We start from the raw sequence: 23,175 nt of genomic DNA, 5'->3' as shown, positions 1-23,175 counted from the left end.
TCCTACCCGCATAATGACGCGAACATTCCGTTGCTCAGAGTCCGAAGGTCATTCGGGTTTAGATCGATTTCTAACCCTCTGCGCCCTGCACTGACATAGATACTCGCAAAATTTTCCGCCGACGCATCGATAAACGTTTTGAGCCGCTTTTTTTGCCCCAACGGGCTGACTCCGCCTAAAATATAGCCCGTAGAGCGTTCGACATCGGCTCCCGCAGCCATTTCCGCTTTTTTACCCCCAGCAGCTTTGGCGATCTGCTTCATCGAGAGCATGGATGAAACGGGGATCACTGCAACCGCCATCACTTTGGAATCGATGAGAACGACCAGAGTTTTAAAGACCCGCTCAGCGGGAATCCCCAATTTTTCCGAGGCTTCCGTACCGTAGGACTCACATAAGGGATCATGGGTATAGGAGTGGATTTGATAAGCGATACCCGCTTTTTTTGCGATATTTATAGCCGGGGTCATTTTCTCTTATTCCAAAGCTTTTGAGGAATTCTTCATATTAAACAAAATGACTGCCGCAAACGCCAACAAACACCCGATGAGCGTCGAAAGCTCTAATGCCTCGCCATACACAACCCAGCTCGAAACGATTGCCCCAACTGGGACGATAAACATGTACACGCCCGTCCGATGGGCTCCGACTTTACCCGCTGAGACAAAATAAAGGGCAGTACTGAACGTCCCGGGGATCAGCCCTATCAAGAAAATCGTGATCCAGAACGTCTCATCATAGGCCTCAAAATCGAACGGATGGTGCGGCAGGGCAAAAAGCATATTGATAAATGCGGTAATACCGAATACGACCACCGTATGAAACATCAGATGAGCCCGTTTAGACGCTTTTTGGGCGATCACCGTGACCAATGCCCACACTATGGCACATCCGAGGAAATACGAGCTCTCGACATTTAAAAATGCAAATCCGTCCAGAGGGACACGCAATAAAATCAGCGCTCCCAAAATCCCGATGAACAGAGCCCCTAACTGTCGAAACGAAACGGTTATCCCTAAAAACAAGATAGAAAGGATATAGGTAATGATCGGAGCGAGCGACGTGACCATTGTACCACCGTATCCCGCCTGACCGTGTGAAAGTCCGGCAAAAAAAAGATAGTTAAACAAAGATGTCAACACACCCGCCGCAACCATGTACATATAACCGACCCGATCTGTTTTCAGCGGCGTTTTGAGATACCAGATCACCGGAAGTATCGTAATAAATGAGATCGCATAGCGCCAAAAAGCGGCGACCTGAGCATTGGAGTGTTCCGCCGCAACCTTGCCCGCCGTCCAAGCAAACCCCCAAAAGAGCATCGCGATAATCATCAAAATAATATATTTGTTCGTATTTTTCGTGTTATCCATGTTTGTAACTCTCGATGTAAGTAATCAAACATTCAACGCAATCCAAATAGTCTTGAGAATTGCCCGATGCTTTCGCTGAGAGGATTGCCCCCTCTAATGTCGATGTCGTAAAAAGGGCAAGTTTATCTGTATCACAGGGACGCAGTTCACCGACGCTAACCGCTTTATCAAAAATGATTTTGACACTTTGACGAAATTTTGCGTATATTTCTTTCATCGCTATATTAAAATCTTCATCGATATTTGACATCTCCTGCACGATATTCGCAACCGGACATCCACGACGGAAATCTCGTTGGTTGAGATCTCGCAAACCATCAAAAAATTGCGCTAAATAATCACCGTCACCTTTGGCTATTGCCAAATAACGTGTTCCGAACCGCTCTGCTATTTTTTCTTTGATCGCCATTAATGCCATCTCTTTTTTGTTCGGGAAAAAGTGGTACATCGAGCCTTTATGTACTCCGGCATTGGCGAGGATATCCGCAAGTGCAGCACCTTGATAGCCGTGTGAATATACTTCTTCATACGTGGCGTCGATTAATCTCTGTCTAGTATTTTCTTTCATTTTATTGCTATCACCTAAACGAGCAAAGCCCGCTTAGGTGGCAGGGACAATCATGTCCCTTACATCCCCCTAAAGCTTTCCGCATTGATGCGGAAGATATATAAACGCAATTGTATCACACCTCTTGACTAATTGGTCAAATCGTTTTATAATGCCACTTGACCAAACAGTCAACATCATCCAAAAAGGATTCCTCATGCCACTCATTCAGACCATAGCACCCGAAAATGCGACGGGCGAGTTAGCGAAAATCTACAAGGTTATCGAAACAATGCGCGGAAGTGTCGGCAACAACGCACAGCTTTTTAGCATCAGTCCCGAGTTACTGCGTCAGCAGATGGATTTCATCAAATATTATATGAACCATCCAACCCTCTCGATGCCGCTACTCGCCGCTATCCGCATCATGGTCTCCAGCGGTGAAGAGTGTCAATTCTGTATCGATTACAATACGGGGATGTTGATAAATATGGCGGGGTGGACGTTTGATCAGGTCACAGCCATGCGAAAAGATCCGAAATCAGCGAATCTCCCTGAACGTGAGATAGCGATGCTCTTACTGGCGATCAAAGCGATCCGAATCGCACACTCGGTTAATGCGGACGATCTCGATACTCTGCGTGAGATGGGATGGAGTGATGGAGATATTTTCGATGCGGTCAACCATGCGACGCGGATGCTCGCGACCGATATCATCTTTAATACATTCAAAATCGAAAATAATAATATTCTCTAACTATGGCTGTATCATCCAATAAAGTCTGCAATGAGTTCCTGTGGAACTGATACTGTTAACGCTCCACTCATGGCTTCGATGGTTGGTACTCATCAGTCTGATCTATGCCCTCTATCGTGCCTATAAAGGGTGGTTAAAGGGAAGTGAATTTGGCATTTTTGAGGATCGCGTGCGCCACAACACCACGACGATAGCCCATATCCAGCTCATCGCCGGTATATGGCTCTACCTCATCAGCCCTATCACGACGTTTTTTTTCCACCATTTCGCAGATGCCGTCCATGTTCGGGAGATTCGCTTCTTCGGGATCGAGCACAGTTCCACCATGCTGATCGCGATTCTCCTCATCACCATAGGTTCGGCACTCGCAAAACGAAAATCTATCGACAGAGAAAAGTTTAAAACCATCGCTATTTGGTTTAGTATCGCCCTTTTGCTCATACTTGCCGCAATTCCGTGGGAGTTTTCACCGTTGGTCAGCAGACCGTATTTACGGATATTTTAATACACTATATACAAACTTTGCTACAATCTCATCATGAAATTCACTCACGCTGAACCAAACGACATCCCTGCCCTCACCTCCCTCCTAAACCGCTCCTATCGCGGGGATAGTTCCCGCGCGGGATGGACGACTGAAGCCGATCTACTCAGCGGTAAACGGATCGATGAGGCAGGGCTTACCCAACTGCTCAATGATCCTGATTCCCTCATCCTGATCGCCCGTTCAAACGAAACAATCCTCGCCACCATCCATGCCCACCGTGAAGCGGATACCGTCCATTTCGGACTGTTTGCCGTCGAGCCGACTATGCAAGCACATGGGATCGGAAAAGCTCTTTTAGCCTACGCAGAATCCGAAGCGCATAAACGATGGGGAATTAATACCGCAATCATGGAAGTCATCACCCACCGCAGTGAGCTGATCGAGTATTATGAACGCAGAGGCTATGTCAGGACGGGTGAGATGATCCCGTTTCCCGAATCGAATTTATGGGATAGACAGATCGATGCTCTGGAATTGGCGGTTCTGAGCAAAAAGTTAGTTGCAAACACTTAAAAAAAGCATATCTTTTAGTATCCTCTACCCAATACCTGATGAATGTTATAGGTCATTACCGATAAGAAAACAACAAGACCGATGTAATACAGGCTATAGGTCAGTCTGTCTTCGGCACTGATTGCATAATAGCCTTTGTTGTTCTCATCTTCCGGGTCATAATTCCATGCAAGCTTTAATTGCGGAAATGCCAATATTGCCAAAACAAGTAACATCGGGCTAGGAAAATAGAAAAAGAAACCTAAAAGCATCGGTACACCTAAGAACCAAATCCTCGGAGTTAAAACGGCACTGATCCGGCCACCGTCAAGCGGAGAGACGGGAATTAGATTAAACAGATTGATAAAGAATCCTGAATACGCCAGTGCAAGCAAAAGATTACTATCATACGTTCTCGACAGATAATAGACGACCAACGCCGCCAGTGTTCCGGCAAACGGACCTGCAAAACCGATATAGGCTTCGTTCTCGACATCAAGAGGTTGTTCTTTTAATGCGATCCATGCTCCGACAAAAGGGATAAACGTTGGAGCACCGACATCCAGTCCACGTTGTCTTGCCGCAATAAAATGTCCCATCTCATGGACAAAAATCAGCAGCACGAATCCGATTGCATACCACCACCCGAAAATAAACGAATATGCGACAATCGAAATAAGCATACTGCCGCCGGTTAATGCAACTTTCCCAAGTTTTCCGGCGGCAAGAAGAGCCAATAGCGTCTTCATAGATTAGAATTTATTCGTTGTATCGATTGTGGAAGCAGTCTCCTTTTGCTTCTTTTTAGCCGCCCATTTTTTATACCAAAGAGTCCCTCCGAAAAGCGTCAATGCAATTACCTTCGCAAATTTCGCTAAGAATGCGGCAGCAAGCGCTATCAATCCCAGTTTCTTTGCCGCGGCTCCCGTAATCAATGCCGCCAAACCGTATTCGGCGATTTTATCCGTATCAAAATTGACATCACTGTATCGTTTTCCATCGACAAAATGGAGTTGATCGATCAACATTTTACTCGTCGGTTTCAACGACTCGACCGATGCAAGAGACGTAATCAGATTGAGTCCTATATATCCTTGGCGTCCTAACACCAACGTATTGTAATTGACACCCTGAGCCTGATCGTCTTCAACCCCTTTTGCCTTAGTAGCTACCGACCAAATAACCTCATGATTATCTCCATAATACATCGGAGTCTGCACCCATCCTGCCACATCGACTTCCGGCATGTGTCTTTTTACCCGTTCTTCATTGATTTGAACGGCATTCTCTTTCATTTGCTGAAGCATCTCATCGCTCTTCCAGTTTTTTGCATCATCATCTTTGATATAACCCGCATTATCGTAATTGACTGTAATAAACCACCATGTATCCATTTTTTCAGGCAGAATCATTCCTGCGAACCCCTCGGATACGGGATTTCCCATGGCACGCATAATATTAGTGGCTTCAGGGTTCGGTATGAAGATGAACTTTTCTGGTAAGTCAAGTGTAGCTTGGTCGAACACTTTGATTTGTTGCGGTCCTTTTTCCATCACCTTTTCCGCTGCTGCAAATGCCGTTTTTATCTCCTGTTCATACGCTTCATCACCAAACAAAGGTAATAGTAATAACAAAAAAATCGTTACTATTTTTCCAACATGCCACTTCATTATTTCACTTTTTTTGCCAATCAAAACCAATGATTAACTTTTTTTAATATTTTGAATTACTATATCGATTTTAAAATAAATTTATTCTAAAATTCATTTTGAGCATAAGATTGGATACAATCTCTTCAAACACTTAGAGGAACTTTCTATGGCACTCGATCTCTCCGATACTCTCGTCGTCGGCATCACCGCAACGGCATTGTTCGATCTCTCGGAAGAAGATCGTGTCTTTAAAGAACAGTACCGCAATGACCCCGACACCGCAATCGAAGTCTACCGTCAGTACATGTCGGAACGGGAAAACGAGCCTCTAAACGCAGGGACGGGATTTCCGCTCGTCAAAGCGCTCCTCGAACTCAACCGTTATCAAAAATCGGGAGATACTCCGCTCGTCGAAGTGGTAATTATGTCGCGAAACAGCCCCGAAACAGGACTGCGGGTACTCCATACGGTACGGCAGATGAACCTGCCGATCTCACGCTCGGCATTTACCGCGGGAGAAACCGTCGTCGATTATCTGGACGCGTTCGATGTCGATCTTTTTCTCACGACCGATGTAGCCGATGCACAACAGGTGATCGACAGCCGTACCTGTGCGGCCGCCGTCGTCAAAGCTCCGCCCAAGCAAATGGACTCGATCCCAGAGGGACAGGTTCGGATCGCCTTTGACGGGGATGCGGTGCTGTTCGATGAGAGCAGCGAGCTCCTCTACAAACAACACGGCATCGAAGCGTTTCATGCCGCCGAAGATGCGGCACAGAATACACCGCTCGGAGAAGGACCGTATGCGACCCTGCTCAAAAAGCTCTCCCGCCTGCAAGACCGCCTCCCGATCCGTGTCGAGTATTCCCCTATCCGCATTGCGATCGTCACGGCACGCAACTCTCCGGCAGAGATGCGGGTGATCAAAACATTGCGTGAATGGGGCGTGTACGTTGATGAAGCATTTTTTCTCGGCGGGGTGGAAAAGAGCCGTGTGTTAAAAGCGTTTAAACCTCATATCTTTTTCGACGATCAGGATGTTCATCTCGACAGCGCATCAGACGATGTCCCCTCAGGCAAAGTACCCTATCACAGTGATTCACCGCTTAATAAATAAAATTCTTTATGCTTCTACGGTCTGTCCAAGGGAACGTCAAATAAAATCAAATGGGCATCTTTTTCTGCCGTGATTTCAAATGTATCATCCCCGATCACCTGAAGTTCATCCCGACGTTTTAGAGTATGTCCGCAGGCGTTTACCTCTCCGTCGACGACAAAGAGAAGCCTGCCGTGTCCCGGTTTGATTGGATCGGAAACCAATGTATGCCCGGGATAAAGACGTGATGTTTTAATCGTGACATCCTGTGAAATCTGCATCGACTTTTTTCGTCCGTCGCCGCTCGCAATAAGTGACCATCGGTTCATACTGTCCAAGTCATTGCAATCGCGCTGTGTGTAGCGGGGGATCAGACCCTTTTCATTCGGATGGATCCATATTTGGAAAAGTTCGACCCTTTCGGTAAAAGACGGGTTGAATTCTGAATGCTGAATACCGCTTCCCGCCGACATATACTGTATTTGGCCGGCTGAAATGATACCTCGATTGCCCACAGTATCTTCATGTTCGAGAGCGCCTCTCAACACAATCGTAATGATCTCCATATCTTGATGAGGGTGCATTCTAAAGCCGCCCTCCGGTTCGATAATGTCATCATTGATAACGCGCAAAGCACCGAATCCCATCCGATCTCGGTTATGGTAATCGGCAAAACTAAAACTAAATCTACTGTGAAGCCAGCCGTGCTCAGCAGAACCCCGTTCATCGGCTTTATGAAGAACTGTTTTCATATCTACCCCTTTTAGAAAAGAGTTTATACACCCTACTCCGATTTAGATGTCGCTTTTATTGTTGATTTTAACATACTTATATAAATTATTCCTTGCATAATTTAATATAAAGAAACTGTTTATTTCAAGATGTTACAATAAGCATACTTTTTTCATAGGAGTTTCGAATGCGTCTTTTATCCCTGGTTACAAGTATCCTATTCGCGGGTACAACTTCCCTTATGGCAGGAGAATTTACCCTCCACAGTAATGACCTCTCAGGCCAATTGACCAAGACTCAGGAGTTCTCCGGATTTGGATGTGACGGACGAAATATCTCTCCCGAACTCCATTGGAGTGATGCCCCGAAGGGGACAAAAAGTTTTGCGGTAACGGTCTATGATCCTGATGCGCCGACAGGGAGTGGATGGTGGCATTGGGTTGTTGTCAATATCCCCGCTTCGGTAACATCTCTTCCGGCTGATTTTGGCAATAGTGCAAAAACTCAAAAAATACCGGCTCTTCAGACACTCACCGATTACGGTAAAGCAGGATTCGGAGGAGCCTGCCCGCCTAAAGGCGACCGACCTCATCGATATATGTTTACCGTCCATGCCCTCAATGTCGATCATCTCGATCTGGATTCGAAAGTTTCTCCTGCGTTGGCAGGGTATATGATCAATGCCCATTCGATCGAAAAAGCGACGATGGTATCGTACTACGGACGATAAGTCCTATGGTATTTATACATCGTACTCTTCGCCGAGTTCAGAGCGTGTCAATCTAAGCCGCTCTGCCAATACGGCAGAAAGCGACAACATAAAATGAAATGACGCTTTTTTATGATGTTCGGAAAACAGATCAAACGCTTCACGTTTTATACAATAGACATCAGTATCCGCTCCGGCAATGCTGTTAGTGTAATGCGGCACCCCTTCTAAAAATGAAAACTCTCCAAAAAAATTGTTTTTGCCTACTGTACTGAGGTGAACGCTCTTTCGTTCTGGATACGGGAGCATAATCCGAACCAATCCGCGTCGGATTAGGAATATTTCTCCGTTTCCTTCACCTTGGTTGTAAATGATTTCCCCTTTTTTGTACGATCGGCACTCGACCAAACTGCGAATTTCCTCAATCGTATCTGCTTTACGCCCTTTGAAAAGGTCAAACTCCTCCAACTCCAGCGGTGTTTCGGTAGTATCTTCAGCTATCGTTTCACGGATAATTTTGTCTTCCGTCCATTCGATGGCATCGTCAAGGTCATCAAATACTTTGATCGGGCTCAAGTGTTTTAAAAGTCCGACATGATTGAAATAACTCTCTACATCTTCCCCAGTCGGTAACTTGTGAGGCAGTCGGCATAAGAGAAGGTACCCCTCTTTATCGTGAAGGATGTCTTTAATCTGTAATAGAATATGGGCTGCCGTCAAATCAACGGTCTGAACCCTTTTCATATCGATAATAATGTATTTTTTGTTTTGTAAATCCTCACGCAGCATCGTATAGAGCTGATTGGCCGTTCCGAAAAAGAGGCTTCCGTGCAACTCATAGATCGAAAACTCATCCCCTTTTTCACGTAATATAGCTTCCTCGTCCTTGCTACGGACGATTTTGCTTCGAGCATCCGTACCGTCTTGATGGCGATAGACAACCGAAGCCCCTATCTGCTGGATGATATACAAAAGAATAGCCAGCAACAACCCGACTCCGGCTGCAGCGATAAGACTGATGGTAAGAGCACTGATTGCAACCGCGACGATAATAAAAAAGTCCAAAGCCGTTTGACGTGTTCGAAGCAGTTTGAAACTATGACGGTCTATCATCCGGAATCCGACAACGATCAAAATTCCCGCCAATGCGGCCACCGGAATCCACGCCACGAACGAGCCTAACAGTGCAAATGCGATAATGGCCGTTATCCCCTCGATCAACCCTGAAAGACGGGTCGTCGCACCGCTGGTCAGATTTACCATCGTTGCCCCCATCATCCCCGATCCCGGCATTCCTCCCACTAATGATGTAAGGATATTACTCGATCCTTGCGCTATAAGTTCTCGATTAGAGTTGTGAAAAGAGTGGGTCATTGAGTCTAAAACGATACAGGTTTTCAGTGTATCAATCGATAGCAAGGCTGCAAGGGTCAATGCCGGGAAAAAGAGAAGATAGATATCATGCCATGACAGATGCACCATCTCTTGAAAATGGACCAACAGGGAGTGGATAAAATCACCGCTTCCGGCATTGCTTCCAAGCGCTCCGATAACAAACGGGTTGTTAGGCTGAAGCAAAGCCGGATCAATCATCCCTATACCGAAATAAGCAACTACCCCGACACACAACGCAATAATTACCGCAGGTATAACCCGGAACAAACGATCCGCATACAGCATCGTACCTATCGTGATAAGCCCTACCGTAATACTTTGCCATTGCCATAGGGCCGGGTATTGGAGAGACTTCCAAAAATGCCCTCCCTGAGGAATCCCCAAAAATTTGGGCGTCTGTGATGCAACGATGTATAAACCGACTCCGCTAAGATAGCCGCTGACGACAGGAAAAGGCATGTATTTAATCAAGCGTCCCAATCCGATAGCCCCGAAAAGTACCTGAAAAATGCCGGCAAGAAGTGCAACGACCATCAACATCACGATGATCAAATCAGGACCAAAATCAAGATTAGCGTAATTGAGGGCAAACGCGGATAAAACCGCTGCTGCCGGTGCACTCGGAGCCGAGATCAAACGGTGTGTCCCCCCGGCCAGCGATGCCGTAATACCGATGACCGCAACTCCTAAAATTCCGGCAATCGCACCGTAAGCTCCGTAGCTTTCACCCATCGTCGCATAAATGGTCACCCCAAAAGCGATTGCTGAGGGCATCGCCACCAACATAGCCGCTGTTCCGCCCCAAAAATCACCTGCAAAGTTAGCTGTTTTAAACATCAAAGCAATCCCAAAATTTCTAAAATTATAAAAGAAATCTATTGTACCCAAAAACCGATATCATGGTACAATCCCATCCATGAAAACAGACCGCACCGATACCCGCAGAGGCATAACCTATATGCTTGTTGCCTCTTTTTTGTTTGCCCTTACAATGCTGTTTGCAAAACTCCTTTCAAGCTCGATGGGGTCGGTAGAGGTCACGTTTTGGCGTAATGCCATCGGTTTGATCGCGATAGGGATGTTTGTACTGCGAAAACCAATCCAAAATGTCGGTGGCAAACCCTTTACCCTCATCTTTCGCGGAGTCATAGGAACCGTAGCACTTTTGACATTTTTTTACACCATCAGTACCTCTACCCTCTCCAATGCCATCGTTTATGCTAAAACAGAACCTATCTTTACCTCGTTGCTCGCCTTTTTTTTGCTCGGTGAAAAATTAAAACTACCTGCCGTTTTTTCCGTATTCATCGGATTTGCAGGCGTCGCGATGCTAAGCGGTATGAGTATGGGGTATCTTCATGTTATGGGAATTTTGACGGGTTTGCTCTCTGCATTGGCGTACACGAGTGTCCGAAGTCTTAAAGCCTATTATGACGAGCGGACCGTCGTCCTCTCTTTTATGCTCTCAGGTGTACTGATTCCGGCATTTTTAATGATTCTTTCGGAATATACGACTTCCGAGCTCTTTGCCTTTGCCCTCTCGAACTTTATTGTTCCTCATGGTGTAGAGTGGATCTGGATCATACTGATGGGGGTTGCGGCGGCATATGGACAAATTTATATGACACGCGCCTATTTCTATGCAAAAGCGGGAATCGTCAGTACGGTAAGCTATTCGGTCATACTGTTTGCAACATTGTTCGGAATGATGTTGGGTGATGTCCTCCCGACGCCGATGGTCATTGCGGGAGGGTTATTAATCGTACTTAGCGGAGTGATTCTTTCAAGACAAAAATAGAATATTATAATTTTATATGTTTTGTCAATGAATCCCCTAACTGATCCAAAGGCATTTTTTTATCTTCAGGTATTTGCGGTATCGATTTTTTTTCTGCGCTCATTCCCGTTATATTCATATCTTGCACATTTGATTGATTAGGTTCTACTAGCACTATGGATTGATTGGGTTCTTCTTCCACCACTTCTGATGTTTCAGATGACGTATTATTCTCCATTGCTCTCTTTTCCAAATACTCATCTAAAAAAAATGCTTTAAACAGCAGCAACACAATCGCAAAAATGAGTAAATACTTAAATCGCTGCATCCAAACTCCTTTTATCGCAACACTTATCTAACAAAGATAGGCGTATTTTATCCAATATTTTTAAACAAAAAAAACACAACAGAAACTGTACACCTATTATCGTCCCTTTTAGAAATAATATAATTACATACATAATAGTTATTATAATAAGTATTTAAGCTCCCCTATTCTACAATCCCGAAAATTTTAACAAGGATTGTTATGAGTTTCGAATCCGACAAGTCAATAGGCTTTCTCATTGCAAAAGCACGGAACGTCCTCAAAAATGAATTCGAAAAAGAGCTCAAACCCTATTCGCTTTCCTATGCTCACCGTATTATTCTCATTCGATTATGCGAAAAAGACGGTTTAACCCAAAAAGATTTGGCGGAGGACACCTATTTCGAGCAGTCAAACCTTACTCTGATGCTCAATAAGTTGGAACACAAAGGGCTGGTGGAACGGGTTCAAAAAGAGAGTGACCGAAGAGCGTATCTCGTCACAATTACCCCCAAAGGGAAAAAGCTGAAAGATGCATTGGTCCAAATGGGTGAGAATGTAATGGAAAAAGCGTTACGCGGAGTCGATGATACACAAAAAAAAGAACTTGCAAAACTGTTGCAATCCGTACATGAGAATCTAAAAAGTACAAAACAATGAGATACAAAAGGCAACTGCTTACACTTCTACCGATTCTGTTACTGACAGGATGCGTACCAAAAATCGATAAGGCCGTACCGCTTTCGGAAGATACCATTACTTGCGATATCGAAAAAAATATCAACGACTATGAGACCGCCGATGTACGACTCGTATCCGATTGGTGGAAAGACTACAATGACCCGCAGCTCAATACCATTATTGATAAGGCACTCTCCAACGCCCCGTCGCTCAAAAGCGTTGAAGCTCGATACTCTCAGGCCAACAGCATTATCAAATCCGTTGAGTCACGTAACATGCCGCATATCGCTGCAAATGCAAGTCTTATCAGAGAACGCTTCAGCGAAAATCATATCTTTCCGGCACCTTTGGGAGGAAGTACGAACAATCAGTATCAGCCCTCTTTGACGCTCGATTATGATTTTGACTTTTGGAACGAACGCAGCTCCCGCATTCTTGCGGCTACAAACAGTGCTTACGCCCAAAAAGCAACGATTGAAGCATCCAAAATCGCTTTATCAAGTGCCATTTGCGAAACGTATCTCTCATGGAATTTTGATGAACAGAAACTGGTTCTTTTGAGTACGTTGGAAAAAACGACCATGGAAGAACTTTCCATCATCACAAAGCAGTATCGTCTTGGACTGATCGACGCTACGGAAATCAACACGAAAAAGGCTGAACTGTCTCAAATAGCTCAACGCAGTGCGGAGCTTCATCGTGTGATCGAAGGGAAAAAGGAGAGTATTTGCGTTTTGGGAGGGTTTCTGCCATCGTATATCGATACCATGAAGCGCCCTCATATCAGTAATACGTTCAATGTCCCTTTGCCGAAAGAGATTGTGCTCAATCTCCTCGCACACCGTTCAGACGTTGCTATCGCTAAATACATGGCGCTGAGTAAAAGTCATATGATAGAAAATGCCAAAGCCAAGTTTTATCCGAATATCAGCCTCTCAGGGCTTATCGGGTTTACCTCGTTCAGCTGGGCGAGGCTGTTGGATCACTCCTCATATACTCCATCGGCAGGTGTCGCTCTTTCGTTGCCGTTATTGGATTGGGGTGAAAGAAATGCGAACCTCCAAAGCAATGTAGGCGACTACAACAGTTCTGTGTACGATTACAACCAAGTGGTGATCAAAGCGGCAAACGAAGTCGTCGTACTGATCAAACAAACCAAACTGATCGAGTCTCAAATCGACCTCCATCATGATGATTTGAATGCCAAATACGCCAATGTCTCTATCCGCCGCAAACAGTATTCATTGGGACTGAGTAATAAGCTTCCGCTTTTGACTGCGGATAAAACGGCATATGAGAGCGAGATGGAGGCATTGACACTGGATGAAACCAAATCGCAGCTTCAAATCTTCCTGATCAAAGCGCTCGGTGGCGGGTATTCCGATAAAGGGGAGAACAATGCAACCAAATAGCGCACTCCTCACAAACATCAAAAGTTTTCCATGGCAACGGGGGTTGTATGAATGGCGGACCAATGACGCTCCGACACTCATCTATATGGCAAAAGCAACGCTTGCGGGACTTTTGGCATTATGGATTTCGATGACGCTGAATCTTCCCGATCCGCGAACGGCGATTTTCACCGTATTTATCGTTATGCAGCCCCAAAGCGGTTTGGTTTTCTCCAAAAGCTATTACCGTGTTTTGGGAACGGTTGCGGGTGTGGGAATGTCGCTGATCCTGATGGGGATGTTTGCACAGGACCCGGTATGGTTTATCTCGTTTTTCGCTCTGTGGATCGGTATCGCCACTGCGGCGGGATTCAAATACCGCAATTTTCAATCGTACGGATTCGTTTTGGCAGGATACACCCTGTGCATCGTCGCCCTCCCCGTTATCGAAACACCATTGGACATTTTCGATATCGCGACGTCACGATTTTCGGAAGTTCTTGTTGGTATTATCTGTGCAACGCTGATCAGCGATATCATCTTTCCCCGCCGATTGCTCGATTCATTGATCGCCAGCGAACGCGAACGTTTTCTCAATGTCCTCACGACTTTGGCGGATCCCAAAGAGGTATTTGCCCCGATCAGTGAAGCAAACGGCGGAGTCGCCCGATTCTCAAGCGGGGTGGTCGGGCTGAATGCCGTCCGCATCAACAGCAGTTTTGAGAGCGGAAGCGATCAAAAAGAGCGTCAGCATTATCAGCATCTGAATCATCAGTACATGAATCTCTCAACAACGTTTCACTCGCTCAAAAGCATTCTGACGGCGATAAAAATACGCGGGGGAAAAGAGGCGTTATCAACCTTGGAAGCGTTATATGCTCCGATCTCCGCGGCGCTGAAAACCCTACCCTCTTCACCGATGACGCCTGAGGAACTCGAAGGTGTCATTCAAAAGCTTTTGGAAGTCAAAAACACGATTCAGGAAGATTTTGAGACCAAATACGCCGCAATCCGTGAAACGATGGATGAAGAGTGGGAAGATCAGTTTACTTCGGCAGGGTATCTGATGATCCGTTTGCTTGATGAGCTTCACAGCCATTGTGTTACCTATCTCTCGCTTCTCAAACACCGTTTGTCGGGAAAATCATCCTTGGAACTGAGCCGTGCCGTGCGGTTTTCGACCCATACCGATAATGTCCTCGTCGCTCTGGCTGCATTGCGTGGAAGCGGAGTATTGCTGGTGACCATGATGTTCTGGATATGGACGGCATGGCCGTTCGCGACGCTGACCATCACGCTGGCGGTCGTTATCGGATTGCTTCTGGGGACGTTGCCGAGTCCATTGGACGGAGTCGTCAACTTTTTCAAAGGGGCGGTACTCGCCCTGATGCTGGCGGCTTTGTACGATTTTTATCTGATCCCGCAGTACACATCGGACATGCTGACCCTCAGCCTCTTGATCGCTCCGGTTTTAGCTTTCGTAGGGTGGATGACGACCAAACCGAAACTGGGGATTTTTGCATTCGGTTTTGTCTTCATGTTTATGAGCCAATGCGCCCTCGATCCGTATTATAAGATCGAACCGACCAAATTTATGGAAGCGTCATTGGCATCGCTCATCGGAATCATGTTCGGCGGCTTGGCTTATCTTCTGGTCAACTTCTGGTCGTGTTCTTTGACGCAACAGCGTGTCGCCAAGATTCTGCGCCGCCAGATCGTCAACCTGTGCGACGGATCGATCGCTGTGGAACGGAGTGCCCTGGAGAGCACCGGCCGAGATCTGGTTCAACAGTTCTCTACCCAGGGGCGGTTAAATATGCGTTCGAGTCGTCTCGTGTACGAATGGCTCCTCTCGACACTGGAGATCGGACGGGCTATTTTGGCCATACGTCGAAGCCAGCAACGCCTTTACAGCCATTACCGCCATCCGAAGATCGAATCATCGCTGCTGTGCATCAAAAACTTTTTCGATGCGCCGTCTTTGGAGCTCCGAAAAACGCTGTTGCAGAGTCTTTCGGAAACAATCCGGATGCTCCGAGAAGAGAACATACCTACGGAGAATATACAAATGAAACGGATGAAACATCTGATCACCGAACTGGCACTCATCCATACCGTTTTGCAAAACGATCTCTCTTTACCGATCGCAACGGAGGATTCATGCCGTTAGATATCACTTTGTTCGGCATCCAAATGCCGACGTTGCTTCCCATCTTCGTCATTACGGCGATATTGCAGATTTTATTGGATCGACTGATGTCGGATGCCGGCGTGTATCAGCATGTATGGCATCCGGGGCTGTTTCGGACGGGAATTTTCGTCTGTTTGTTCACCATTCCATGTTTACTGATCTACCGTTAAGGAAATATTATGAATAAAAATAACCGATATACGAAGCTTATCCGCTACGTCATTACGTTTTCCGTCGTCTCTTTGGCCGTATTTCTCGGTCTTATGCTCTGGCATAACTACATGAACAGTCCGTGGACACGTGACGGCCGTGTCCGCGCCGATGTCGTCATGATCGCCCCCGATGTCAGCGGGTTGGTCTCACAAGTAAACGTTGTGGACAACCAATTCGTTCACAAAGGGGATATCCTCTTTCAGATCGATAAAGAGCGGTTCCTCCATGCACTCCGTGCAGCCGAAGCTGTTGCGCACACACGCAAAGCCGAATACGACATGAAAAAACACCAAGCCGCACGCCGTAACGCCGCCGATGACGACGTCGTCTCAGCAGAGAACCGTGACGATACCTCATTTGATGCCCAGATGGCCTATGCCAAATACCAAGAAGCGCTCGCTCAGGTCGAAACGGCGAAGCTGGATTTGGAACGTTCCAGCGTACGCGCTTCGACAGACGGATGGGTATCAAACCTTCTCTTACGCAGAGGAGATTATCTCAATGCCGGAGAAAAACATATGGCGATCATTACCGCCGGATCCTTCTGGGTATACGGATATTTTGAAGAGCATAAACTCTCGATGATTCATATCGGAGACAAAGCCAAAATGAATATGTTAGGGACAAAATTCACGGTTAAAGGGCATGTTGAAAGTATTGCAAGAGGGATATCCGACCGTGACAATACGACGGACGGAAGACTCTTGGCAAATGTCAATCCGATCTTTACCTGGATTCGTCTTGCTCAACGTATTCCCGTGCGTATTCATATCGATGAAGTTCCAAAGGGTTTGACACTCTCTGCAGGGATGACCTGTTCGGTCAGTATCCTCCCGAATAAATCCGACCAAAGGGGTGCTGCACAGTAATAATAACACTAACCGCAATGGCACTTAGTCGCCTCTTTCGAGGCAGAGAACACAACAGATAAAAAGGAAGAGAATCATGAAAAAGGCACAAAAAATAGTTGCATTGTTAATGGCAGTAGGAGTGATTTCCTCGTGTTATGCCGATAGTTATGCAGACGGGAAAAAAGCTCTCGATGCAAAAATGTATTCAAAGTCAGTCGAAGCATTTACAAAAGCGTGCAGTGAAAATAATTTCAAAGGGTGTTATGAATTAGGGAAAATGTATGAAAACGGTACAGGGGTAGCACAAAACAAATATGAAGCCGGGACATTGTATGCACAGGCTTGTAGAGGCGGAGAAGCATTGGGATGCAGTAATATGGCCCTAAGCTATGACGCTCCCTGAAAAAAATTCAGGCAGAAAGCTCTGCTATGAGTAATGAAGCACGGACAAACGATTTGAAAGATTTCATTTTCTCTTGAGTGATGATGGCCATAGCCATTTCACGCTCTTTTTTGATCTGTGCATACAGAGCGGCCGTAGGGGTACTCCGAGCTTCACGGATCAGAGTATGAATACTTTCATCGAATATTTGACTCTCATACGGATCAAGAGCATCGTAAAGCGCCATAAATACGGCTCGTTGCTCATCATCCATTTTACATGAGTCATCGGTAATCTTTAAAGCGACCGTTACGGCACAGTCCCGTGCAAAGATATCCAGATCAGAAGCTACCTTCTCGATCGGCTTCACACTCACCCTACTTCTTCGAGATTCTCAGGTTCTTCTTGAACAAGATGTCCGACACCGCGCATCTCATTCGGAATATCTTTACGATATTTTTTCTCTCGGAATGCCGGAGATTTAGGAACACCGTTTTTCTCTCCGAGTTTATACATTTCTGCATTCAAGAAATGAGCATCAAACTCTTTAGTAAACGGCATATCCCATGTAATACATCCGATACTTGGACAAATCGCCGCACATTGCGGGTCATCATACACACCGACACACTCGATACACTTCTCCGGTTGGACGTAATAACGTTTATTCCCGGTAGGGTTGTTCAAATCATCCACGATCGCATTGACCGGACATTGTTGCAAACACGCATCACATGTGATGCAGGTATCATCAATAATTACAGACATTTTATCTCCTTAGCAAATCTGCCCCATAGGGGCAAGCTTTAGTGCCTTAGCGGCAAGCGTAGCTATCTGGATGTATTCAGATAGCATTATTATCTTTGGACGTGTGAACAATACGCTGTAACCACGGCGGCGGATTGCCCAGTAACAGCTCTTGGAGTTTTACGATCGTCTCATCGATTCGATCGTTTTCTCCAGAGCGCATCGGATATATTTTTGATGCCAACACCATTTTGGAAGCGGTTGGCCCGATTTGAGAGCAGTACATGATGTCTGCTTCTTTGACCGTACTTATTTTATAAGCCAGTTTTTCGTGTTCGTCTTCAATCGCATCTTGGGAACTGTCCAATGTTTTGACAAATTCGGCACTATCTTCGGTGATACGGTAAAGCTCAAAACTCTTCGACCATCCAAAATGCTGATTGACAGTGATCCCATCCGATGAAGCAAACGCGATAAGCATGACTTATCCTTTAGACCGCTACCGCTTCACGCGCTTCACGCATTGCGATAGAGATATCATCACGGAACGGTTGAGGAGAAACTTCCGGAGTAAGAACACCCCGTTTTTTACTCGAACCGATCACATATTCAGAACTGTTGACATAGTAGTCGTTGTAATCTGCCGTATACGGCATATCCCATACGATACAACCCTCAGTAGGACACTCAGCAGCACAAGCAGGTGTTTCAGCATGACCGACACACTCGATACATTTTTCCGGTTTTACATAAGTATATTCCCAGTCATCACGCGGTGAATCACCTTCACTTGCGATTGCTCCTACAGGACATACTTCGACACAAGCGTCGCAGTTGATACATAAATCAGTTATTAATACAGCCATAATTTACTCCTTGGTGGCTAGATATAATTTATCTTTGCAATTTTCATACGAGGTTGAATCCAATACCGGAAGAAGTTTGATATCGACGGCTTTAAGCAGCAAAGTGACCGAACACCCCTCGCAAAGTTCCATCCGTTCAAACGCATCCGTTGTGATAAGAGAATTAAGTTGTCCGCACGGAGTATTGACACTTACCTCACTGAGGACTACACCCTTACGAAAATGTTGCAATTCTCCACTTAAATGATTTTCGATCGATACGCTTCCCTCTTTGCTCCCGGTACAAAGTGCAATGGCCGCTTCTTGGATACGGCATTCGACTTCATCACCGACACGAAGCCATTTCGGGGCTTCAGTTTTAAGCAGTTTCAAGTCCGTATTATTGACCCGTACGGTAATGCAACTGAAAAACTCATCGCTTTTAATATCTTCCACCCGTGCAACCATTGCATTCATAATACTCTCCTACCAAAGATAGATTACTATTCTTTTATCAATGACATTTTCAAATTGCTCTAAAATCATCCCTGCTGTCGAGGTTGGCCCCAAATGGCATCCCGAACACGCACCCAAATAACGGAGCCAGATTTCAGGAGTATCTCCGCTGACATAATTCACAAGTTCTACCCCGCCGCCGTCACTTGCGAGGATCGGAGCGAGATTTTCGGCAACGACCATTTCGACTTTGGCTCGTTGAGAGGATTCATCCATCATTCGAAATGCGACATTTATGTCGGACGCATCATTTTGATTACTGACATAGGTGAGGAGAGAGTGTGCTTGAGCTTCTCCGGCATGAGCCGCTCTGATCATCCATTTCATAGAATTCAATATATCGTCGTTACGTAACAAAATTCCGAGTTTCAGCTGTGCAGTAGGCATATTCGCTTCTGCCGCAACCGTATAATAACAGATCGACTGATCTTTATCCGCAGCAACGCCGATCCCGTTTTCATACATCCCGCCAAGATAAAACGATGCCACTTCATGCCCCATAGATGCCGCACGTTCAAACAGAGTGAATGCGGTAGTGATACTTTTAGCAACACCTAATCCTTTGACATACATGGTTCCGAGATTGACCATTGCATCCGCATTGGTATGGACCAATCCTTCCCAAATCGATTTTGCAACCATATAATCTTTACGATCATAGGCGGCTATCGCTTCCTCCATCAATGATTGTGCTTCCATTATTTTCTCCTCGTTTCGTTTTAAATTTTTACGTAAATCCGACATTGCTTCTTCATAAGTATCGCCATACCCTTTTATATCCGGATAATCACAGCTATAAATCTCATAACCGTCCCCCTCTTCATTACTGAAATAGTGATAATGGGTACGAAGCTCTTCCATTGCTAACTCTTTTATTGATTTGAACACAATCGGAGCAAAGCCCCGATTTGCTACGCTAGCCGCTATGGCACTAAAGCTTGCCTCATAACGAGGCAGAATTTTTATCTCTAATTTAATTTCACCTTGCAATTGCCGTTCTAAATGCTATGAATAAAAAATGCATAACCGTTTCAAAATACACACAAAGGAACAGCAATGATCGCCATCCCTGTGGAATCCGATAACGGTACCCCTATGAGTACCAAACTCTTCGGTAACGCTAAATTTTTTGCTATGGTTGAACCAAAGAGCAAGGAATACACCATAATTGCTAACGAAGGGTGCGGTAACGGTATCCAAACGGCTAACTATTTGTTAGAACAAGGTGCTTCTTCTGCTTTATACGGTTTTTTAGGAGACGGACCGTTTCATGTTATGGTTCGGGGCGGAATAAATGTTTACTGGCTCGGTAAAGAGACTATGCCTTTGGACAAAGCCATTGAAACCGCACTGTCTGAGTCGTTAGTACATGTTACGACGGAAAATGCCGCTCTCTATCTTGATCCGGGCACCGCTGCCGGCGCGTGCGAATGCGGGTGTACTCATGACTGAGATTATTACATCCGAGATGGAGGAAATCCGTCGTCTTATCGCCGAAACCGTTGCAAAACGCAATGCTCTTAAAACCGAAATGGCGCAATGGTATGAAGCACACAGTAAACGTTTTGCCCGAACCAATGAGCTTATCACAGTGGATTCGACATTGAGCGAACTCGATAGCCATTATAAACGTTTATGGGATTATCATAACGGCCGATCAAGAGCGTCATGAGCACCTTTTCATCCGATGGACGTCTGCTTACCGATATCGGTGAAATCGACCAATATCGGCGGATTTTAGACAAAGACAACGTAAAGAGCGGTGAACCCCATTGGGCGAGTATGGGAAAAAATACGATCACCCTGTTTCAGGTTTTGATCGATCAAGATTTAACCCATCTAGTAATGGTTCTTCGCCATTATCCCAAATACATCGAAGCGGTCTGTGAACATTTTCGCTATGCTTACAGTTACAGTGAAAACAGCGCAAATATTGACGCGGCATCCGAACTTTTGGAGATGGGCGAGCCCTATTTCACACGACAATTTGTCCGTAATGTCATGCGAAAACTCCCTCGGATCGAGAGTGATGATCGCGATGCGCTACAAACATTTATTGATCAGATCAATGAGAATCAACATCGATGGCATCCGATCATTACGATGCATTATCGAAGTATGATTAAACAAGTAATTAATCAATCGCTTCTCCATCCGCTGCAACGTATTGTGTTGGAGAAAAAAATCGCTTCGATACAGGAAGTGCTCACCTATGATTACGAAGCGAGTGATCGTGATTCGAATCTTGATATACCGTATATGAATTAAACCTAGGAGTCAGAAATGAATGAAAATCTACGAAGTGAAATCTTAAAACATGCACGAAACGCTTTTGAACGGGCATGTACCTTACACGATAACGAACGGATTGAAGTCTATCTATATGACGGTGCGGTTAAAACAAGCGACGTTTTAAGCGAAGATGAAAAAATCGTTTACAGCCCAAATCGCATTTTGTGCTATCAAGTGTGGGGGCACGATTACCTCGAAGATGAGATCAGTGCATGGATCGATCATGCCCGCCTAGAGATCAACCCTAAACCGCTTGAAGAGAGTATCATCGAGACTCTGAATAAAGTAGCCGCTGCAAAAAGTGTTTCAAAAGAAGAAGTCAGTTCCTATGAAGTTTTTGCCAATCTCCGAATGGAACAGATCGAACAAATTGAACATGCCATTATCGAATATTGGTGGGACAACAAAGAGATCGAAAATGCAAAATCATTGGCATTGGTACAAATCAACGAAGCATTAGAGAGTATGGAAGGATGATCCTCACTCTCCGGTCACTGGCGGATACCGTACATATTGATATCACCGCAGATCAGTTTAAACGTCTGCGCGATCCACAGATCACTCACGATGAAATTTGTGACATTGCCGCTTCATGCGGTTGTGATGCCGCATTATTAAAAGATTATGCGGAAGATTTGAAACGTGTCGCACAGGAGATGATCGAAATCGACTCCTCTTGCGACTATACCGACCATTTTTCGTAAAACCATATCCTCCATTAGTAATTTCAAGGTACAATTCCCCTCATTGCGCACAGATGTGCCTTATCTAAATACTTTTTGAGACCATGAAGCGAACCCAATCTTTTTCTCTTTACGCATTAATAATCGCTTTATTGGTTCATATTATCGTTATTTTATTGCTTATTTTATTGAATCAGATCAAACCGAAACTTCGCCCGCCGGTTAATCCTCCCCCACCGCAAGAAGAACGATTCAAACTCTCGCTTAAAAATCAACCGAGTATTAAAAAAGAGGCAATCATCAAAAATGATATCCCGAAACCTCCTACCAAACTCCCGATTCCGCGCGGTGAACAAATCATTAAACCGCCTAAAAACATCCCTCCGTTGCCAAAAGCTCTACCTGTTGCGCAACCCAAACCGCCGGTGAAACAACCGGTCAGCGAACCGGTCCCCGTACCTCCGGAACCAAGAAAAGCATTTGAACAGCACGTTGCAAAAACTGTTGCAACCATCGACAGAACTCCAATCAAGAAAAGTCAGGGACTCTATGATATTCTCTCTAAACCTGATCCCTCAGCGCAGGAGAGACCAACTCAGAGTACCACCAAAATTTCGGACAGTATCCAACGCCTTTATGGAGACAAGTTCAACGATCTCTCTGCTGGAGAACAAAAATACATTATCGATAATCAAGAGGTAATGCGGCGTATTACACAAGAAGTACTTGATCGTTACGGCCATTCTCGCATTCCTGACAATATTCGTACAAATGACACCAATATGATCGAGTTTTACCTCCATCCTGACGGAAGTATCTCCGATCTTCGGTTCTTGAAAAACAGCCAACTCTCTATTTTGGACGATACAACCAAAGAGGTGATCGAGTTAGCTTACGCTAAATACCCTCGCCCGCAGCAAAAAACACTGATCCGATATCGTGTTTGGTATAACCTCGGATATTAAAATTCTCCACTATTATTTCGTTTGTCGATATAAT

Annotated in this window: 32 protein-coding genes; 18 read left to right on the top strand and 14 right to left on the bottom strand. The window is 45.3% G+C overall.

The window, feature by feature from the left end; genetic code table 11:
• Window positions 1-2: 2 nt before the first annotated feature.
• Genes ybaK through PHE37_RS08480 form a run of 3 tightly spaced genes read right to left on the bottom strand, consistent with a single transcriptional unit; the run spans window position 3 to window position 1,941 of the window.
• Entirely contained in the window at window positions 3-470 is a 468-nt protein-coding gene (ybaK, locus tag PHE37_RS08490) for a Cys-tRNA(Pro) deacylase (RefSeq protein ID WP_299995007.1), read from the bottom strand.
• A gap of 6 nt (window positions 471-476) precedes the next feature.
• Window positions 477-1,373: a DMT family transporter gene (locus PHE37_RS08485; protein WP_299995008.1), complete on the bottom strand. Its 897-nt coding sequence runs from the start codon at window positions 1,371-1,373 to the stop codon at window positions 477-479.
• The gene (locus PHE37_RS08480; protein WP_299995010.1) at window positions 1,366-1,941 is read right to left on the bottom strand and encodes a TetR/AcrR family transcriptional regulator; all 576 of its coding nucleotides are present in this window, start codon (window positions 1,939-1,941) and stop codon (window positions 1,366-1,368) included. Before PHE37_RS08480 ends, PHE37_RS08485 begins: the two co-directional genes overlap by 8 nt.
• Window positions 1,942-2,137: 196 nt before the next feature.
• Between PHE37_RS08480 and PHE37_RS08475 the strand changes: the two genes are divergently transcribed.
• Genes PHE37_RS08475 through PHE37_RS08465 form a run of 3 tightly spaced genes read left to right on the top strand, consistent with a single transcriptional unit; the run spans window position 2,138 to window position 3,737 of the window.
• Entirely contained in the window at window positions 2,138-2,677 is a 540-nt protein-coding gene (locus tag PHE37_RS08475; RefSeq protein WP_299995011.1) for a hypothetical protein, read from the top strand.
• A 40-nt stretch (window positions 2,678-2,717) separates the two neighbouring features.
• Window positions 2,718-3,182, top strand: coding sequence for a hypothetical protein (locus PHE37_RS08470; protein WP_299995013.1), 465 nt, complete (start codon window positions 2,718-2,720; stop codon window positions 3,180-3,182).
• 33 nt (window positions 3,183-3,215) lie between these two features.
• Window positions 3,216-3,737 (top strand): GNAT family N-acetyltransferase, encoded by a 522-nt coding sequence (locus PHE37_RS08465; protein ID WP_299995014.1) that lies wholly within the window; start codon window positions 3,216-3,218, stop codon window positions 3,735-3,737.
• A 14-nt stretch (window positions 3,738-3,751) separates the two neighbouring features.
• Here PHE37_RS08465 and PHE37_RS08460 read toward each other — a convergent pair whose 3' ends face one another.
• Together PHE37_RS08460 and PHE37_RS08455 are read right to left on the bottom strand one after the other, a co-directional pair.
• Window positions 3,752-4,465, bottom strand: coding sequence for a site-2 protease family protein (locus tag PHE37_RS08460; protein WP_299995015.1), 714 nt, complete (start codon window positions 4,463-4,465; stop codon window positions 3,752-3,754).
• A 3-nt stretch (window positions 4,466-4,468) separates the two neighbouring features.
• A complete protein-coding gene (locus PHE37_RS08455) occupies window positions 4,469-5,386 on the bottom strand; it encodes a DUF2167 domain-containing protein (RefSeq protein WP_299995017.1) in 918 nt (305 codons plus the stop codon).
• 148 nt (window positions 5,387-5,534) lie between these two features.
• Between PHE37_RS08455 and PHE37_RS08450 the strand changes: the two genes are divergently transcribed.
• On the top strand, window positions 5,535-6,485 hold the full coding sequence (locus tag PHE37_RS08450; protein ID WP_300008427.1) for a 5'-nucleotidase: 951 nt from the start codon (window positions 5,535-5,537) through the stop codon (window positions 6,483-6,485).
• Window positions 6,486-6,499: 14 nt separating this feature from the next.
• On the opposite strand, the gene PHE37_RS08445 is transcribed toward PHE37_RS08450, so the two are convergent.
• Entirely contained in the window at window positions 6,500-7,216 is a 717-nt protein-coding gene (locus tag PHE37_RS08445; RefSeq protein ID WP_299995020.1) for a pirin family protein, read from the bottom strand.
• A gap of 167 nt (window positions 7,217-7,383) precedes the next feature.
• Here PHE37_RS08445 and PHE37_RS08440 point away from each other — a divergent pair, with 167 nt between their 5' ends.
• The gene (locus PHE37_RS08440; protein WP_299995022.1) at window positions 7,384-7,926 is read left to right on the top strand and encodes a YbhB/YbcL family Raf kinase inhibitor-like protein; all 543 of its coding nucleotides are present in this window, start codon (window positions 7,384-7,386) and stop codon (window positions 7,924-7,926) included.
• Between the two features lie 12 nt (window positions 7,927-7,938).
• On the opposite strand, the gene PHE37_RS08435 is transcribed toward PHE37_RS08440, so the two are convergent.
• Window positions 7,939-10,137 (bottom strand): SulP family inorganic anion transporter, encoded by a 2,199-nt coding sequence (locus tag PHE37_RS08435; protein ID WP_299995024.1) that lies wholly within the window; start codon window positions 10,135-10,137, stop codon window positions 7,939-7,941.
• A gap of 79 nt (window positions 10,138-10,216) precedes the next feature.
• Between PHE37_RS08435 and PHE37_RS08430 the strand changes: the two genes are divergently transcribed.
• Window positions 10,217-11,098, top strand: coding sequence for a DMT family transporter (locus PHE37_RS08430; RefSeq protein WP_299995026.1), 882 nt, complete (start codon window positions 10,217-10,219; stop codon window positions 11,096-11,098).
• Between the two features lie 4 nt (window positions 11,099-11,102).
• Here PHE37_RS08430 and PHE37_RS08425 read toward each other — a convergent pair whose 3' ends face one another.
• Window positions 11,103-11,405 (bottom strand): hypothetical protein, encoded by a 303-nt coding sequence (locus PHE37_RS08425; protein ID WP_299995027.1) that lies wholly within the window; start codon window positions 11,403-11,405, stop codon window positions 11,103-11,105.
• A gap of 201 nt (window positions 11,406-11,606) precedes the next feature.
• Here PHE37_RS08425 and PHE37_RS08420 point away from each other — a divergent pair, with 201 nt between their 5' ends.
• From PHE37_RS08420 to PHE37_RS08395, 6 genes are all read left to right on the top strand, one after another.
• Window positions 11,607-12,044, top strand: coding sequence for a MarR family transcriptional regulator (locus PHE37_RS08420; protein ID WP_299995029.1), 438 nt, complete (start codon window positions 11,607-11,609; stop codon window positions 12,042-12,044).
• Window positions 12,041-13,477, top strand: coding sequence for an efflux transporter outer membrane subunit (locus PHE37_RS08415; protein ID WP_299995031.1), 1,437 nt, complete (start codon window positions 12,041-12,043; stop codon window positions 13,475-13,477). The genes PHE37_RS08420 and PHE37_RS08415 overlap by 4 nt, the downstream gene beginning before the upstream one ends.
• On the top strand, window positions 13,464-15,626 hold the full coding sequence (locus tag PHE37_RS08410; RefSeq protein WP_299995033.1) for an FUSC family protein: 2,163 nt from the start codon (window positions 13,464-13,466) through the stop codon (window positions 15,624-15,626). Before PHE37_RS08415 ends, PHE37_RS08410 begins: the two co-directional genes overlap by 14 nt.
• A complete protein-coding gene (locus PHE37_RS08405) occupies window positions 15,617-15,817 on the top strand; it encodes a DUF1656 domain-containing protein (RefSeq protein ID WP_299995035.1) in 201 nt (66 codons plus the stop codon). Before PHE37_RS08410 ends, PHE37_RS08405 begins: the two co-directional genes overlap by 10 nt.
• A 9-nt stretch (window positions 15,818-15,826) precedes the next feature.
• The gene (locus PHE37_RS08400; protein WP_299995037.1) at window positions 15,827-16,729 is read left to right on the top strand and encodes an HlyD family secretion protein; all 903 of its coding nucleotides are present in this window, start codon (window positions 15,827-15,829) and stop codon (window positions 16,727-16,729) included.
• A 76-nt stretch (window positions 16,730-16,805) separates the two neighbouring features.
• Entirely contained in the window at window positions 16,806-17,114 is a 309-nt protein-coding gene (locus PHE37_RS08395; protein WP_299995039.1) for a hypothetical protein, read from the top strand.
• Between the two features lie 7 nt (window positions 17,115-17,121).
• Here PHE37_RS08395 and PHE37_RS08390 read toward each other — a convergent pair whose 3' ends face one another.
• The 6 genes from PHE37_RS08390 to PHE37_RS08365 all read right to left on the bottom strand — a co-directional run bounded on the left by PHE37_RS08390 (window position 17,122) and on the right by PHE37_RS08365 (window position 20,191).
• Window positions 17,122-17,463, bottom strand: a complete 342-nt coding sequence (locus PHE37_RS08390; protein ID WP_299995041.1) for a hypothetical protein — start codon at window positions 17,461-17,463, stop codon at window positions 17,122-17,124.
• Window positions 17,464-17,465: 2 nt separating this feature from the next.
• Complete coding sequence (locus PHE37_RS08385; RefSeq protein WP_299995042.1) at window positions 17,466-17,861, bottom strand: 4Fe-4S dicluster domain-containing protein; 396 nt, start codon at window positions 17,859-17,861, stop codon at window positions 17,466-17,468.
• Window positions 17,862-17,937: 76 nt separating this feature from the next.
• Window positions 17,938-18,321, bottom strand: coding sequence for a NifB/NifX family molybdenum-iron cluster-binding protein (locus tag PHE37_RS08380; RefSeq protein WP_299925098.1), 384 nt, complete (start codon window positions 18,319-18,321; stop codon window positions 17,938-17,940).
• Between the two features lie 10 nt (window positions 18,322-18,331).
• A complete protein-coding gene (locus PHE37_RS08375; RefSeq protein ID WP_299995044.1) occupies window positions 18,332-18,706 on the bottom strand; it encodes a 4Fe-4S dicluster domain-containing protein in 375 nt (124 codons plus the stop codon).
• 3 nt (window positions 18,707-18,709) lie between these two features.
• On the bottom strand, window positions 18,710-19,162 hold the full coding sequence (locus PHE37_RS08370) for a TOBE domain-containing protein (protein WP_299995045.1): 453 nt from the start codon (window positions 19,160-19,162) through the stop codon (window positions 18,710-18,712).
• A gap of 9 nt (window positions 19,163-19,171) precedes the next feature.
• Window positions 19,172-20,191 (bottom strand): NifU family protein, encoded by a 1,020-nt coding sequence (locus PHE37_RS08365; RefSeq protein ID WP_300008424.1) that lies wholly within the window; start codon window positions 20,189-20,191, stop codon window positions 19,172-19,174.
• Between the two features lie 66 nt (window positions 20,192-20,257).
• Between PHE37_RS08365 and PHE37_RS08360 the strand changes: the two genes are divergently transcribed.
• The 6 genes from PHE37_RS08360 to PHE37_RS08335 all read left to right on the top strand — a co-directional run bounded on the left by PHE37_RS08360 (window position 20,258) and on the right by PHE37_RS08335 (window position 23,141).
• Entirely contained in the window at window positions 20,258-20,653 is a 396-nt protein-coding gene (locus PHE37_RS08360) for a NifB/NifX family molybdenum-iron cluster-binding protein (RefSeq protein WP_299997010.1), read from the top strand.
• A complete protein-coding gene (locus PHE37_RS08355) occupies window positions 20,646-20,873 on the top strand; it encodes a hypothetical protein (RefSeq protein ID WP_299997008.1) in 228 nt (75 codons plus the stop codon). The genes PHE37_RS08360 and PHE37_RS08355 overlap by 8 nt, the downstream gene beginning before the upstream one ends.
• Window positions 20,870-21,469 carry a hypothetical protein gene (locus PHE37_RS08350; protein ID WP_299997005.1) on the top strand — a complete coding sequence of 200 codons (600 nt, stop codon included), beginning with the start codon at window positions 20,870-20,872 and terminating at the stop codon, window positions 21,467-21,469. The genes PHE37_RS08355 and PHE37_RS08350 overlap by 4 nt, the downstream gene beginning before the upstream one ends.
• Before the next feature lie 15 nt (window positions 21,470-21,484).
• Window positions 21,485-21,970 carry a hypothetical protein gene (locus PHE37_RS08345; RefSeq protein ID WP_299997003.1) on the top strand — a complete coding sequence of 162 codons (486 nt, stop codon included), beginning with the start codon at window positions 21,485-21,487 and terminating at the stop codon, window positions 21,968-21,970.
• Window positions 21,967-22,197: a hypothetical protein gene (locus tag PHE37_RS08340; RefSeq protein ID WP_299997000.1), complete on the top strand. Its 231-nt coding sequence runs from the start codon at window positions 21,967-21,969 to the stop codon at window positions 22,195-22,197. Before PHE37_RS08345 ends, PHE37_RS08340 begins: the two co-directional genes overlap by 4 nt.
• 83 nt (window positions 22,198-22,280) lie before the next feature.
• Entirely contained in the window at window positions 22,281-23,141 is an 861-nt protein-coding gene (locus PHE37_RS08335; RefSeq protein WP_299996997.1) for a hypothetical protein, read from the top strand.
• Window positions 23,142-23,175: the final 34 nt, after the last annotated feature.

Origin of the sequence: Sulfuricurvum sp. (assembly GCF_028681615.1) — a bacterium.
Taxonomy (GTDB): Bacteria; Campylobacterota; Campylobacteria; order Campylobacterales; family Sulfurimonadaceae; genus Sulfuricurvum.
Note: the sequence above shows the minus strand (reverse complement) of the source record. Positions and strands in the feature narration are given on the sequence as shown.